This window comes from Silvimonas amylolytica, from assembly GCF_014645555.1.
GTDB classification, from domain to species: Bacteria; Pseudomonadota; Gammaproteobacteria; order Burkholderiales; family Chitinibacteraceae; genus Silvimonas; species Silvimonas amylolytica.
The window spans coordinates 367,779-380,809 of sequence record NZ_BMLY01000003.1; the positions used below are offsets into that span (position 1 = coordinate 367,779).

Sequence of the window (13,031 nt, forward strand, 5' to 3'; positions counted from 1 at the left end):
TGCGGGGAGCGCGAGGCGCTCTCCGCATTGTGTTCTCTGCCTTACCTGGTAACACATGCAAATCACGATTGAAGACCTGCAGCGCCTGTATACGGCGCAAGGTGCCGCGCAGTACGGCGGTGAAGACGTTTCCCAACTGCAGCATGCGCTGCAGAGCGCCCATTTTGCGGATGAGGACGGCGCACCAGAGGCCCTGGTGATCGCCGCGTTGCTGCATGACTTTGGTCACATCGTCAGTGGTCAGGCCGATGAAGACCTGGCCAACGGCATTGATGACCGCCACGAGGCACTGGGCGTGGCCGCGTTGAAAAACCTGTTTGCGGATGACGTCCTGGCGCCCATTGCCCTGCACGTCACTGCCAAGCGTTATCTGTGTGCTGTTTCTCCCCAATACCTGCTGACCTTGTCGCAAGCATCGCGCCAGTCCCTGCTGTTGCAAGGCGGCGTAATGAGCGATGAGGAAGTCACCCGGTTTGAGCGCAACCCCCACCTGGAAAGCGCCATTGCGTTGCGGCGTTACGACGATCTGGCCAAGGTGCCGGACCTCGTGACCGCATCGCTCGACCACTATCTGGAGCGCGCCCGCAAGCTGGTGTGCACGGCCCCGCAACAGGAGGCGCCATGAACCGCATTCTTGAACAGGCTCTCAATGAAGGCCAGACCGTGAACCAGCCGGGCGTTGGCGTGCCCGACGCGCTTTCCCTGAACCAGATCAACAAATCGTTTGGCAGTTTTAATGCGCTGAACGATATCAACCTGAACGTGAAGAAAGGCGAGTTTGTCTGCCTGCTGGGTCCCTCCGGTTGTGGCAAGACGACGCTATTGCGGATCATTGCCGGGTTGGAAAGCGCCAACGCCGGCCAGATTGTCATGCTGGGCCGCGATGTCACTCTTCAACCTGCCGCCAAGCGCGATTACGGCATTGTGTTCCAGTCATATGCACTGTTCCCCAACCTGACCGTAGCCGAGAACATTGCGTACGGTCTGAAGGGGCGTAGCCAGGACAAACAAACCCGCGTGCGTGATTTGCTGGCGCTGATTGGCTTGTCAGGTATTGAGACCAAATTCCCCGGCCAGTTGTCTGGCGGCCAGCAACAACGCGTGGCACTGGCCCGCGCCTTGGCAACATCGCCCGGTTTACTGTTGCTGGACGAACCGCTGTCCGCGCTGGATGCCCGTGTGCGTGAGCATTTGCGCCGGGAAATCCGCGCGCTGCAACAGCGCCTTGGCATCACCACCATTATGGTCACGCATGATCAGGAAGAAGCCCTGACCATGGCCGATCGCATTGTGGTCATGAACCACGGCCATATCGAGCAGATTGGCACGCCAGATGATATCTACGCCATGCCGCAAAGCCGCTTCGTGGCGGAGTTTGTTGGCCGCGCCAACTGGCTGGCGGGCGAAGTGCAACCGCATGGCACGGTACGCATAGGCGACACCCAGTTGTGGGTAAACAAGCTGCCACCGCTGCTGGAGGGGCGCACCGTCACACTGTTTATCCGCCCGGAAGCCGTGGTGCTGCATGCGCACTGGCAAGGTGGTGAGAACACCATGCTGGCCCATCTGGGCGGCGTGGAGTCGCTCGGTGGTTTCTGCCGCGTTAGCCTGATTGTGCCGGCCATGAACAACCTGACGCTGATTGCCGATGTCAGCCGTACCGAACTGGCCACGCTGAACTTGCAAGCCGGCCAGCGTGTACCGGTGTCACTGCCGCCACACGCGCTGCGCGTGTTTACCGATGAAGCGCAGGTGAAGGCATGACCGCGGCGCTGAACCCTGTAACACGTACGCGGACGGCGAGGCTGCCACAGTCGGGCAGTGATCGGCTTGCGGGCTGGCTGGCGTGGCTTTCTTGCGTCTTTTTGCTGGTGTTCCTCGGGTTGCCGTTGGCGGCCATTTTGGGCAAGGCGCTGCAAGACAAGTCTGGTGCCTACGTGGGCCTGAAAAACTTTGGCGGCCTGTTTGATGCGCATTTCGCGTATCTGCTGACCAACAGCGTGACCGTGTCCCTGGCGACCACCGCCGTCGTGATCCCGCTGGCGTATGGCTTTGCGGCTGCGCTGATGCGTAGCGAAATGCCGTTCAAAGGCGTATTCAGAATGCTGGCGCTGATCCCGTTGCTGGCACCATCGCTGCTGCCAGGGATTTCTCTCGTCTATCTGTTTGGCAACCAGGGCGTGCTGAAAAGCTGGATGGGCGATGGCTCGATCTACGGCCCGATCGGCATTGTGTTGGGGGAGATCTTCTACACATTCCCGCATGCCCTGATGATCTTGCTGACGGCGCTGTCGCTCGCCGATGCGCGCTTGTATGAAGCCGCCACATCGCTGGGGGCAGGGCGCGTGCGCCAGTTCTTGACAGTGACGCTGCCCTCGGTGCGCTACGGTTTGATCTCTGCCGCCATGCTGGTGTTCACGCTGGTGATTACCGACTTTGGTGTGCCCAAAATTGTCGGCGGTCGCTATGACATCCTGGCTGTCGAAATCTACAAGCAGGTGATCGGTCAGCAGCATTTCGGCCTGGGTTCGGTCTATGGCTTGTTTTTGCTGCTGCCGGCCGTGTTGTCCTGGCTGGTTGACCGCTTTGTGCAACGCAAGCAAAAAGCACTGCTGACTGCGCGAGCCCAGCCGCTGGTGCCGCGCCGCCATCTGCCCACAGATACCATTGCTGTTCTGTTCTGCGCGCTGGTCTGCGCCTGGCTGATCCTGATGTTGGGTATGTCGGTGGCTGCCGCCTTCATCAAGCAATGGCCGTACAACCTGGCCCCAAGTCTGGGACATTTTGACTTCGACAATATGGATGGTGGCGGCTGGCTGGCGTACCGCAACAGCTTGAAGCTGGCGCTGGGGACTGCGCTGGTGGGCGGGTTGCTGGTGTTTGTCGGCGCGTACTGGGTGGAGAAAATCCGCACTGCGCCCGTGGCCCGCACCGTGACCGGTTTCCTTGCAGTATTGCCGATGGCTGTGCCGGGTATGGTGCTGGGCCTCGGGTACATTTTTTTCTTCAATGCCCCGGGCAATCCGCTCAACGTGTTGTACGGAACGATGGCGCTGCTGGTGCTGTGCACCACCGTGCATTACTACAGCACGGCACACCTGACGGCGGTGACTGCGCTCAAGCAACTGGATGGCGAATTTGAACATGTGGCTGCTTCGCTCAAGGTGCCGTTCTGGACGACCTTGCGCCGGGTAACGCTGCCCATCTGTTTGCCCGCCGTACTGGAAATCGCCCGCTATTTCTTTGTGTCCGCCATGACCACCGTCTCGGCCGTGATCTTTCTCTACACGCCAGACACGGTGCTGTCTTCCGTCGCGGTGCTGAATATGGATGACGCCGGCGATACCGCTGCTGCGGCAGCGATGGCGACGGTCGTTGTCGCCACCTCTGCGGTGATCTGCCTGATTTTCGGCGGTGCATCCTGGCTGGCACTGCGCCGTACCCAGGGGTGGCGCAAGCACTGATATTGACGCCAGTCGTGCACCAGGGCGGCTGGTTTTTCGATGTACCAACACTCTTTAAGCCACGAATACAAGCTTGCTGGCAAGGCATGCGAGCGCGGGCAGTACAAAGCTGTACGACAAGCGAGCATAACGCAGCGAGCAAGCTTGTATTTGTGGCCTCCAATCATCTAGACGTTCGGAAAAGCTGACGATATGCGTGAACCCATCCTCCTTACCCCCGGCCCGCTGACTACCAGTCTGCAAACCAAAACCGCCATGTTGACCGACTGGGGTTCCTGGGATCGCGGCTTCAATGACCTGACCGCTGGCGTGTGCGCCGACCTGGTCGACATCGTGCACGGCGCGGAAACCCACGTTTGCGTGCCCTTGCAAGGCTCCGGCACCTTTGCCGTAGAAGCGGCCATTGGCACTCTGTTGCCGCGCCACGGCAAGCTGCTGGTGCTGGTGAATGGGGCTTATGGCAAGCGCATGGCGCGCGCGGTAGAAGTCATGGGCCGTCAGGTTGCGATTCTGGAGTCTGCAGAAGACCAGCCCAGTGATCCCCAGGCCTTGGCGGCGCGGCTGGCACAAGATCCGGCGATTACCCACGTGGGTGTGATCCATTGCGAAACCAGCACCGGCATTCTGAACCCGCTGGCTGAACTGGCGCAGGTGGTGGCCCGTATGGGGCGCAAGCTGATTATCGACAGCATGTCGGCTTATGGTGCCTTGCCAATTGATACGCGTGAAATTGAGTTTGATGCGCTGATCGCTTCCGCCAACAAGTGCCTGGAAGGTGTACCGGGCATGGGCTTTGTGATCGCGCGCAAGGCTGCGCTGGTTGAAAGCCGTGGTAACAGTCATTCGCTGTCGATGGATCTGCACGATCAATACGTGTACATGCAGAAAACCGGCCAGTGGCGTTTCACTCCCCCCACGCACGTGGTTGCCGCGCTGCGCGCTGCGCTGGACCAATATCATGCTGAAGGTGGGCAGCCTGCTCGTCTGGCCCGCTACACCGCCAACTGCAAAATGCTGGTGGAAGGTCTGCGTCGGCTGGAACTCAAGCCCTTCCTTGATCCGGCCGTACAAGCGCCGATCATCGTGACCTTCCACGCCCCGGCGCATCCGGATTACCACTTCCATTCGCTTTACGAAGCCGTGCGTGAGAAAGGCTTTGTGCTGTATCCGGGCAAGCTCACCCAGGTTGAAACCTTCCGTGTCGGTTGTATTGGCGCGATCAACGAGGCCGAAATTGGCCAGGCCGTTGCAGCCATTGGTGAAGGTTTGCACCAGTTGGGCTGGCTCTAGTCCGCGTCGATTGAACCCGCAAAAAATCTTTCAGGAAATACCGATCATGAGCATTGCACAACATATTGAAGCCGTTATTTTTGACTGGGCCGGCACCATGGTGGATTTCGGCTCTTTTGCGCCCACGCAGGTGCTGGTGGAGGCATTTACCGGTTTCAATATTCCGCTGACGCTGGAAGAAGCCCGTGGTCCCATGGGCGTCGGCAAGTGGCAGCACATCGAAGCACTGGCCAAAGACCCCGCGATTGCGCCACGTTGGCAAGAACGCTTTGGCCGTGCGGCATGCGCTGAAGATATTGACGCGTTGTACGCCGCTTTCATGCCGCTGCAATTGCAGCGTGTCGGCCATTACTCCCAAATGATCCCGGGTGCACTGGAGCTGGCCGGTTTGCTACGCAGTCATCGCATCAAGATCGGTTCATGCTCCGGTTACCCACGCCAGGTCATGGATGCCTTGCTGCCCATGGCCGCAGACGCCGGCTATGCACCCGATTGTGCTATCGCTGCCGATGACCTTAAAGCCGGTGGTCGCCCAGGTCCGTGGATGGCGCTGCAATGCGTGATTGATCTGGCAATCAATGATGTGGCAGCTTGCGTGAAGGTGGATGACACCGTTCCTGGTATTGCCGAAGGCCTGCGCGCTGGCATGTGGACGGTGGGTTTGTCCGCCAGCGGCAATGAAGTCGGGCTGACTGTAGCGCAATGGAACGCGTTGTCAGCTGCAGATCGCACCACGCGCAAAGCGCCGGCTGAAGACAAACTACGCGCAGCGGGTGCGCATTACGTCATCGATACCGTAGCGGACCTGTGGCCGGTATTGCAGGACATCGCCGCCCGCCGTGCCCGTGGGGAGCGTCCGTGACTACTGCGGCTAATCCGGTTCTGCCCCGTTCTGCAATCGAAACTGCCGTGTTCCGGCCATTCTGGCTGGAACAGGCGCTCGCCCGTGAGCCCGCTCGCGTTGCCGCGCCCTTGCAAGGCGAGGTGACAGCGGACGTTTGCATCATTGGCGGAGGCTTTACCGGGTTGTGGACAGCCATCCAGCTTAAACAGGCTCAGCCTGAGCTGGATGTGCTGATCATAGAAAAAGACCTGTGCGGTGCCGGCGCATCCGGCCGCAATGGCGGGTGTTTGCTGACATGGTCCAGCAAGTTCTTCACCCTGCTGCGCTTGTATGGCGAGGCCGAAGCATGCCGCCTGGTACGCGCTTCAGAAGACGCGGTGTATCAGATCGCCAATTTTTGCAAAGCGCACGGGATTGATGCCGAGCTACGGCTGGATGGCACCCTCTATACCGCCACCAATGACGCCCAGCAAGGTGGGATGGCGCCAGTCATGCAAGCACTGGCCGAGCGCGGCCTTTCGTCGTGGACGCAGTGGGATGCGTTGGAAGTGCAACGTCATGCGGGTTCGGCTGCGCATGTGGAAGGCTGGTTTTCGCCTGCGGCGGGTTCTGTTCAGCCAGGCTTGCTGGTGCGCGGGCTGGCGCGGGTGGCTCGGCAGATGGGTGTGCGCATCCACGAGAACACGCCTATGCAACGCATTGTTGAAGACTTCCGGCCACAGGTGATTATCCCCGCCGGGCGGATTGTTGCGGGTAAAGTCGTCTTGGCCATGAATGCCTGGATGGCCAGCAGTTTTGCGCAGTTTTCCCGCAGTATTGCCATTGTCTCCAGCGACATGATCATCACCGAACCGCGTGATTGTTTGCTGGAGCACACAGGGCTGGATCATGGCACCGCAGTGATGGATTCGCGCACTTTCGTCTATTACTACCGCAGCACGCCAGACGGCCGGATCATGCTGGGCAAAGGGGGCAACACCTTTGCCATGGGTGGGCGGATGTTGCCTTCGTTTGATCGGCCCAGCGTGTATGAGGCGCAATTGCATAAAGCGCTACGGCGTATGTTTCCTGCCTGGCATGAAGTACCGATCGCAGCCTCATGGAATGGCGCTTCTGATCGCTCCGTGACCGGGTTGCCTTTTTTTGGCCATCTCAATGGTCACCCGAATATCGTCTACGGCTTTGGGTATTCGGGCAACGGGGTCGGGCCCAGCTATATGGGCGGCCAGATTCTGGCGTCGCTGGTGCGAGGTGAAGAAAATGCGTGGACGCGCAGTGGCCTTGTGAAGGGGCCGCTTGGGGTTTTTCCGCCGGAACCGTTGCGTTACCTGGGGTCTTTGATTGTGCGTAATGCCATTCGCCGCAAAGAGGCGGCAGAAGATCATGGTTGCAAGCCGCGTGCACTGGATAACTGGCTGGCAAAATTTGCCGCCGCTGCAGGCAAGGCTGATAAACCGGTTTGAAGCGGGCAGGGCAACAAAAAGGCGGATCACTTGATCCGCCTTTTGCATTGATCCACCAGGTTCGTTTAGCTGGTTTTCTTGATAACCGAGGTTGCCATGGCGACGGCACTGGCAATATCCGAAGCGTTGCCTGGCAACAGCATGGTGTTGCCTTGTTTGGCGATATTGCCAAAGGCCTCCACGTATTGTTGTGCCACTTTCAGGTTAACGGCTTCCATGCCACCAGGTTCATTGATGGCCTGGCTCACGGCATGCAGCGCATCGGCGGTTGCAACGGCCACCAGACGCAGGGCTTCGGCTTCACCCTGGGCGCGGTTGATCGCAGCTTGTTTTTCACCCTCAGACTGGTTGATCCGTGCCTGCATATCGCCTTCGGATTTCTGAATCGCGGCAGAACGCTCACCGGTAGCCAGGTTGATTTGTTGCTGGCGAATACCTTCAGATTGCGCAATCAGTGCCCGCTTTTCGCGTTCGGCCGTAATCTGCTGCTGCATGGCATGCAGAATTTCTTTGGGCGGAGTCAGGTCCTTGATTTCATAACGCAATACTTTCACACCCCAGCTTGTCGCGGCTTCATCCAGTGCCAGTACCACAGCACGGTTGATTTCATCGCGCTCTTCAAAGGTTTTATCCATTTCCAGCTTGCCGATCACCGAGCGCAGCGTGGTTTGCGCCAGTTGGGTAATCGCAACGATGTAATTGGAGGAGCCATAAGAAGCAAGCTTTGGATCCATCACCTGGAAATACAGAATACCGTCGACGGTGAGCTGCGTATTGTCGCGCGTAATACAAATCTGGCTGGGGACATCCAGTGGAATTTCTTTCAGGCTGTGTTTGTAGGCAACCGAATCAACAAATGGCACCACAAAATTAAGACCTGGTTGCAATACGGCATGAAAGCGGCCCAACCGCTGCAAGATCCATGCTTCCTGCTGCGGCACGACGCGGAATGTTTTGGCGATAAAAATGATGACAATCACCAACAATACAATTGCAAAAGGCATGTGTTTCCCCTGAATGGGTTCTGGAATAACGGTTTTTCCGGGGCTGATATGTCAGCTAACAATGAAACAATATTTCTGTACAGCACATCAACAGGGCGGGTTCACGTGAAAATCCTTTGCAGACGGGTTGTTCAATCCGGGATGGATTAACAAGCGGTCTGGCAAATCAATTGTTGTGGATACCCCGTAAAAAAGCTGTAAAAACTCAGACCCCGGCGGGGGGCAGAATATCAATCAGCAGAATATTGCCGCGTTGGCCGGTAATAAAATAACTCGGCGCATTTTGTGGGACACGGGTATCGGCAAGTTCTGCATCCCAAGTGGTGCCACGATAGCGAACGCGAGCGTGGCGTACGTCCAGCCATTCATCCACCGTAACCCGGTGGCCCAGATCAAGCTGGTTCTGGACGACATCTGGCCGAACGCTTTGGTGTTTGAGTTTCCAGCTATGCAGCAAGCCCACCGCCAGTACGGCGCTGATCGACGCCACAATGATCTGCGCGGGGATAGAGATCCCGATCAGCGAAGAAATGCCGCCAATGGCCAAACCGCAGGCAATGGCCAGCATGTAGAGCGTACCGGTCAGCATTTCCAGCCCGGCCAGTACCAGTGCAGCGATAAACCACATCGAGATGTGTGACATGTCGGTCGCCCCTCTTGCAAAGACAACTCGTTATTATGAGGAAGTATTTTTGTGCAGACAGTGCTTTGACGCAAATAGTGTCAGCAAATTCCCTACATTTAAAAAATGAGGAAAAATTTATCCCACCATTGGGTTGTAGCCACCATTGAGCGGCAATAAAAAAGCGCCGGATGTCCGGCGCTTTTTTATGAGGCAGTCTTCGCTTAAAGCGAAATTTTTTCCAGACCACCCATATACGGGCGCAATACCGCCGGGATCGTCACACTGCCATCTGCGTTCTGGTAGTTCTCCAGCACGGCAACCAGCGTGCGGCCAACAGCAAGGCCAGAGCCATTGAGCGTGTGGACCAGTTCTGGCTTGCCCGCTTCGTTACGGAAACGTGCTTGCATGCGGCGTGCCTGGAAGGCCTCGCAGTTGGAGCAACTGGAGATCTCGCGGTAGGTGTTTTGTGCCGGCAGCCAGACTTCCAGGTCGAACGTTTTGGCGGCGGTAAAACCCATATCGCCTGCGCACAGGCGCACGACGCGGTAGGGTAGTTCCAGCTTTTGCAAAATGGCTTCGGCGTGGCCGACCATTTCTTCCAGCGCTGCGTCCGATTTTTCCGGATGCTCAATGCGGACCATTTCCACCTTGTCGAACTGGTGCTGACGGATCATGCCACGGGTATCGCGGCCGTAAGAGCCGGCTTCAGAGCGGAAACACGGGGAGTGCGCGGTCAGTTTGACCGGCAGATCGTCGCCGCTGAGGATGCTATCGCGCACTGTATTGGTCAGCGAGATTTCCGCAGTAGAGATCAGATATTGCGTCACCGGATTGTCTTCACCGCCTTTTTCAACGCGGAACATGTCTTCGGCAAACTTGGGCAGCTGGCCTGTGCCATACAAGACTTCCGGGTTGACGATATACGGGGTGTAGGTTTCGGCGTAGCCGTGTTCTTCGGTATGCGTATTGAGCATGAATTGCGCCAGCGCGCGATGCAGGCGGGCAATGCCACTACGCAAGACGGTGAAACGGGCGCCAGACAGTTTGGCACCGGTTTCGAAATCCAGGCCCAGCGGCGTGCCGACGTCGACGTGATCTTTCACTTCGAAATCAAAAGTACGCGGTGTGCCCCAGCGGCGTACTTCCACGTTGTCGCTGTCGTCTTTGCCGGCAGGGGTGTCGGCTTGCGGCAGGTTAGGAATCGCCAGCAGAAAGGCGTTGAGTTTTTCCTGCAGGGCTGCCAGTGCCACTTCACTGGCCTTCATTTCATCGCCCAGGCTGGCTACTTCGGCCATGATGGCGGAAACGTCTTCACCCTTGGCCTTGGCAGCACCAATCATCTTGGAGGAAGAATTACGCTTGGCCTGCAACTCTTGCGTGCGGGTTTGCAGGGTTTTGCGTTCCGCCTCCAGCGTGGTGAACGTGGCGGCGTCAAAAGCAAAGTTGCGCGCAGCAAGGCGGGCAACTACGGTATCCAGATCATTACGGAGCAGGTTGATGTCGAGCATATTGGCCGTTTTTTAGTCAGGTCAGGCTATGTTTCGTAGGTAAATCGGGTTCGTCGCCCGTGAATGGATGCAATTCTACCCGTTTCGCTCATGCCATGCGGCATCCAGTTCAGCGAGGTGACGCAGTTTTTCGGCGATTTTTGCTTCCAGACCACGTGGGACCGGTTCATAGAACACGGTGTTTTCCAGCCCTTCCGGCAGGTAGGTTTCGCCGGCAGCGTAGGCTTCGGGCTCGTCGTGAGCGTAGCGATAAAGCTTGCCGTAGCCCAATTCCTTCATCAGTTTGGTCGGCGCATTGCGCAAGTGCTCTGGCACCGGGCGGGATTTATCTTTATTGATCAGTGCCCTTGCCAGGTTATAGGCGTTGTAACCAGCGTTGGATTTGGGTGCAATGGCCAGGTAGATCACCGCTTGTGCCAACGCCAGTTCGCCTTCCGGACTACCCAGACGCTCGTACGTTTCGGCAGCGTCCAGCGTGATTTGCGCGGCGCGCGGGTCAGCAAGACCAATGTCTTCCCAAGCCATGCGCACAATGCGGCGCGCCAGATAACGCGGATCAGCACCGCCATCGAGCATACGGGTCAGCCAGTACACTGCACCGTCCGGGCTAGAGCCCCGGACCGACTTGTGTAGTGCAGAAATCTGGTCATAAAACGCATCTCCGCCTTTATCAAAGCGGCGGGCATTGAGTGACAAGGCGTTTTCAAGGAATGCGGCATCCATGGCCGTGATCTGGCTGGCATGCGCAGCATGGGCGCTTTGCTCAATCAAATTGAGCATGCGGCGGGCATCGCCATCGGCGTAGCCGGTCCACACTGCAATGGCGTCGTCGGTGGCCGACAGGTCTGGAAAACAGGCCAGTGCACGTTGAACCAGTTCACCCAGTTCTGCGTCGCTCAATGCTTTGAGTACGTAGACCTGTGCGCGAGACAACAGCGCAGCGTTGACCTCGAACGAAGGGTTTTCGGTGGTTGCACCGATAAAGGTGACAAGACCTGACTCAACGAAAGGCAAGAAGGCGTCCTGCTGGGCCTTGTTGAAACGGTGCACTTCGTCCACAAACAGAATGGTTTTGCGGCCGCGTAACTGATACTGCTCGGCTTCTTCCATGGCGGCGCGAATATCTTTCACACCAGAAAATACGGCTGAAAGCGGAATGAATTCTGCGTCAAACGTGCCGGCTAACAGCCGTGCCAAGGTGGTCTTGCCCACGCCGGGCGGACCCCAAAGTATCATCGAGTGGATCTGCCCGGACGCAATCGCCAGCGCCAGTGGCTTGCCGGATGCCAGCAAGTGCCGCTGGCCGACAACCTCTTCTACACTTTTCGGGCGCAGCTTTTCCGCCAGCGGTTCAGCAGGTTTTTCTGGCGCGAAAAGGTCATTCTCGAACGACATCGACATCCTTGGGCGGCGTAAAGTGAAACAGGCCGGTATCCAGCTTGGGGTTAGTCACAATCTGGGTAAACCGGATCTGGGTGGTCTGGCCAAATTTGTCGAACAAATCCATACGCTGGATCTGACCGTTGGCGAGCCCCAGCCGGATGTGTTCAAAGCTGCTGTCATCACGTTTGGGTGTGGCTTCTAGCCAGGAAAGGCCATCCTGATCGGGCAGGGGTTTGAGGGTGTAGTTTTTTTCCCAGGCGGTGTCCCCCGCCAGCAGCGCGGCCGGGCTACTTTCCAGTGCATTGCCAACATTTTTGGAGGTGGCCTGTTTGAGGTCCTGGTCATACAACCAGACTTCCTTGGCATCACCAACAATCAACTGTTGGTAGGGCTTTTGATATTCCCAACGGAATTTGCCCGGAATTACGATTGCAACAATTCCGTTACTGGTCTGGGTTTTACCTTTACCGGTAACACTTTGCGTAAATTGCGCTTTAAGCGAATGAGTAGAACCCAGGAATTGTTTCAGGTCGCTCACCGCATCAGCGTGGGCAAAGCTGGTGATCAAAGCGGCAAAAGCGCCGCACAGAATCCGGATACGCATTGTTGTTTCTTGCTCCTGCAGATTAAGACATACAACAACAGACACGCCCTCTCTGCAAGCGTTCTGCAAATAAAAAAACCCCGCCATCTGGCGGGGTTTTTCTCCAGACCGACGCTGATTACTGAGCAGCCGGTTGGGTGGTTTCGTGCACGCCTTGAACGTCGATTTCTACGCGACGATCCGGAGCCAGACACTCGATCAGCTTCTTGCGGTTCTTGACCTTGGCGCAAGTATCGCCAGTAACCGGATCGGCCTTGCCGCGGCTTTGTGCGTCGATCTTGTCAGCCGGAGCGCCCTTGCTTACCAGGTAGTCAGCAACGGACTTGGCACGCTTGTAGCCCAGGTCGAAGTTATACTTTTCGCTGCCGATGCGGTCAGTGTAACCAACCACAACTGCCTTGCCTTCCTTCGGATCCAGATCCTTGACTTGTTCGTACAGCTTGTCCAGAGCGTCCTTGCCTTCTGGCTTCAGGGTCGCCTTGTTGAATTCGAACAGCACGTCAGCCTTCAGGGTGAAATGCTTGGTCACAGTGACCGGAACAGGTGCCGGAGCCGGGGCAGGTGCCGGGGCAGGAGCAGGAGCGGCAACAACAGGCTCAACGTAGCCAGGGCAGCCCTTGATCGTTGCAGCCTTTTCTTTGGTCCAGGTGCCGGTTTGCCAGCACTCACCGATGCCGTTCTTTACAACGCCTTCCGGATTGTCGTCTTTGACGTTGGTGCTGTTGGTCAGGTATGCATCAGTAGCGGCAAAGGCGGAAGCAGAAACACCGAAGGCCGCAACAACGGCCAGGCTCGACATCGATTGCTTGAGCGACAGCATAGTTTTTTCTCCTGGTTGAATATCGT

The 13,031-nt window shown here is 57.4% G+C and carries 12 protein-coding genes; 6 read left to right on the plus strand and 6 right to left on the minus strand.

Annotated elements, in window-relative coordinates:
• The first annotated feature begins 55 nt into the window (after positions 1–55).
• The 6 genes from IEX44_RS11425 (at position 56) to IEX44_RS11450 (ending at position 7,061) form a co-directional block, all read left to right on the plus strand.
• A complete protein-coding gene (locus tag IEX44_RS11425) occupies positions 56–625 on the plus strand; it encodes a phosphonate degradation HD-domain oxygenase (RefSeq protein ID WP_188693459.1) in 570 nt (189 codons plus the stop codon).
• Positions 622–1,764, plus strand: a complete 1,143-nt coding sequence (locus tag IEX44_RS11430; RefSeq protein ID WP_188693461.1) for a putative 2-aminoethylphosphonate ABC transporter ATP-binding protein — start codon at positions 622–624, stop codon at positions 1,762–1,764. Before IEX44_RS11425 ends, IEX44_RS11430 begins: the two co-directional genes overlap by 4 nt.
• Positions 1,761–3,464 carry a putative 2-aminoethylphosphonate ABC transporter permease subunit gene (locus IEX44_RS11435; protein WP_188693465.1) on the plus strand — a complete coding sequence of 568 codons (1,704 nt, stop codon included), beginning with the start codon at positions 1,761–1,763 and terminating at the stop codon, positions 3,462–3,464. The genes IEX44_RS11430 and IEX44_RS11435 overlap by 4 nt, the downstream gene beginning before the upstream one ends.
• 192 nt (positions 3,465–3,656) lie before the next feature.
• Positions 3,657–4,754 carry a 2-aminoethylphosphonate--pyruvate transaminase gene (locus tag IEX44_RS11440; RefSeq protein ID WP_188693468.1) on the plus strand — a complete coding sequence of 366 codons (1,098 nt, stop codon included), beginning with the start codon at positions 3,657–3,659 and terminating at the stop codon, positions 4,752–4,754.
• 46 nt (positions 4,755–4,800) lie between these two features.
• Positions 4,801–5,616: a phosphonoacetaldehyde hydrolase gene (phnX, locus tag IEX44_RS11445; RefSeq protein WP_188693471.1), complete on the plus strand. Its 816-nt coding sequence runs from the start codon at positions 4,801–4,803 to the stop codon at positions 5,614–5,616.
• A complete protein-coding gene (locus IEX44_RS11450) occupies positions 5,613–7,061 on the plus strand; it encodes an FAD-dependent oxidoreductase (RefSeq protein WP_229678996.1) in 1,449 nt (482 codons plus the stop codon). Before phnX ends, IEX44_RS11450 begins: the two co-directional genes overlap by 4 nt.
• A 65-nt stretch (positions 7,062–7,126) precedes the next feature.
• Here the strand turns inward: IEX44_RS11450 and IEX44_RS11455 are convergent, their stop codons facing one another.
• The 6 genes from IEX44_RS11455 to IEX44_RS21245 form a co-directional block, all read right to left on the minus strand.
• The gene (locus tag IEX44_RS11455; protein ID WP_188693474.1) at positions 7,127–8,065 is read right to left on the minus strand and encodes an SPFH domain-containing protein; all 939 of its coding nucleotides are present in this window, start codon (positions 8,063–8,065) and stop codon (positions 7,127–7,129) included.
• A 205-nt stretch (positions 8,066–8,270) separates the two neighbouring features.
• Complete coding sequence (locus tag IEX44_RS11460) at positions 8,271–8,708, minus strand: NfeD family protein (RefSeq protein WP_188693478.1); 438 nt, start codon at positions 8,706–8,708, stop codon at positions 8,271–8,273.
• A 203-nt stretch (positions 8,709–8,911) separates the two neighbouring features.
• Entirely contained in the window at positions 8,912–10,198 is a 1,287-nt protein-coding gene (gene serS, locus IEX44_RS11465; RefSeq protein WP_188693481.1) for a serine--tRNA ligase, read from the minus strand.
• A gap of 75 nt (positions 10,199–10,273) precedes the next feature.
• Complete coding sequence (locus tag IEX44_RS11470; RefSeq protein WP_188693483.1) at positions 10,274–11,593, minus strand: replication-associated recombination protein A; 1,320 nt, start codon at positions 11,591–11,593, stop codon at positions 10,274–10,276.
• Complete coding sequence (gene lolA, locus IEX44_RS11475; protein WP_188693486.1) at positions 11,577–12,185, minus strand: outer membrane lipoprotein periplasmic chaperone LolA; 609 nt, start codon at positions 12,183–12,185, stop codon at positions 11,577–11,579. Before lolA ends, IEX44_RS11470 begins: the two co-directional genes overlap by 17 nt.
• Positions 12,186–12,303: 118 nt before the next feature.
• Positions 12,304–13,005, minus strand: coding sequence for an OmpA family protein (locus IEX44_RS21245; protein ID WP_188693488.1), 702 nt, complete (start codon positions 13,003–13,005; stop codon positions 12,304–12,306).
• Positions 13,006–13,031: the final 26 nt, after the last annotated feature.

Coding starts and splice junctions, on each gene's coding strand:
- IEX44_RS11440 (WP_188693468.1), top strand. CDS start 3,657: ATGCGTGAACCCATCCTCCTTACCCCCGGCCCGCTGACTACCAGTCTG.
- IEX44_RS11435 (WP_188693465.1), top strand. CDS start 1,761: ATGACCGCGGCGCTGAACCCTGTAACACGTACGCGGACGGCGAGGCTG.
- IEX44_RS11460 (WP_188693478.1), bottom strand. CDS start 8,708: ATGTCACACATCTCGATGTGGTTTATCGCTGCACTGGTACTGGCCGGG.
- IEX44_RS11425 (WP_188693459.1), top strand. CDS start 56: ATGCAAATCACGATTGAAGACCTGCAGCGCCTGTATACGGCGCAAGGT.
- IEX44_RS21245 (WP_188693488.1), bottom strand. CDS start 13,005: ATGCTGTCGCTCAAGCAATCGATGTCGAGCCTGGCCGTTGTTGCGGCC.
- lolA (WP_188693486.1), bottom strand. CDS start 12,185: ATGCGTATCCGGATTCTGTGCGGCGCTTTTGCCGCTTTGATCACCAGC.
- phnX (WP_188693471.1), top strand. CDS start 4,801: ATGAGCATTGCACAACATATTGAAGCCGTTATTTTTGACTGGGCCGGC.
- IEX44_RS11470 (WP_188693483.1), bottom strand. CDS start 11,593: ATGTCGTTCGAGAATGACCTTTTCGCGCCAGAAAAACCTGCTGAACCG.
- IEX44_RS11455 (WP_188693474.1), bottom strand. CDS start 8,065: ATGCCTTTTGCAATTGTATTGTTGGTGATTGTCATCATTTTTATCGCC.
- serS (WP_188693481.1), bottom strand. CDS start 10,198: ATGCTCGACATCAACCTGCTCCGTAATGATCTGGATACCGTAGTTGCC.
- IEX44_RS11430 (WP_188693461.1), top strand. CDS start 622: ATGAACCGCATTCTTGAACAGGCTCTCAATGAAGGCCAGACCGTGAAC.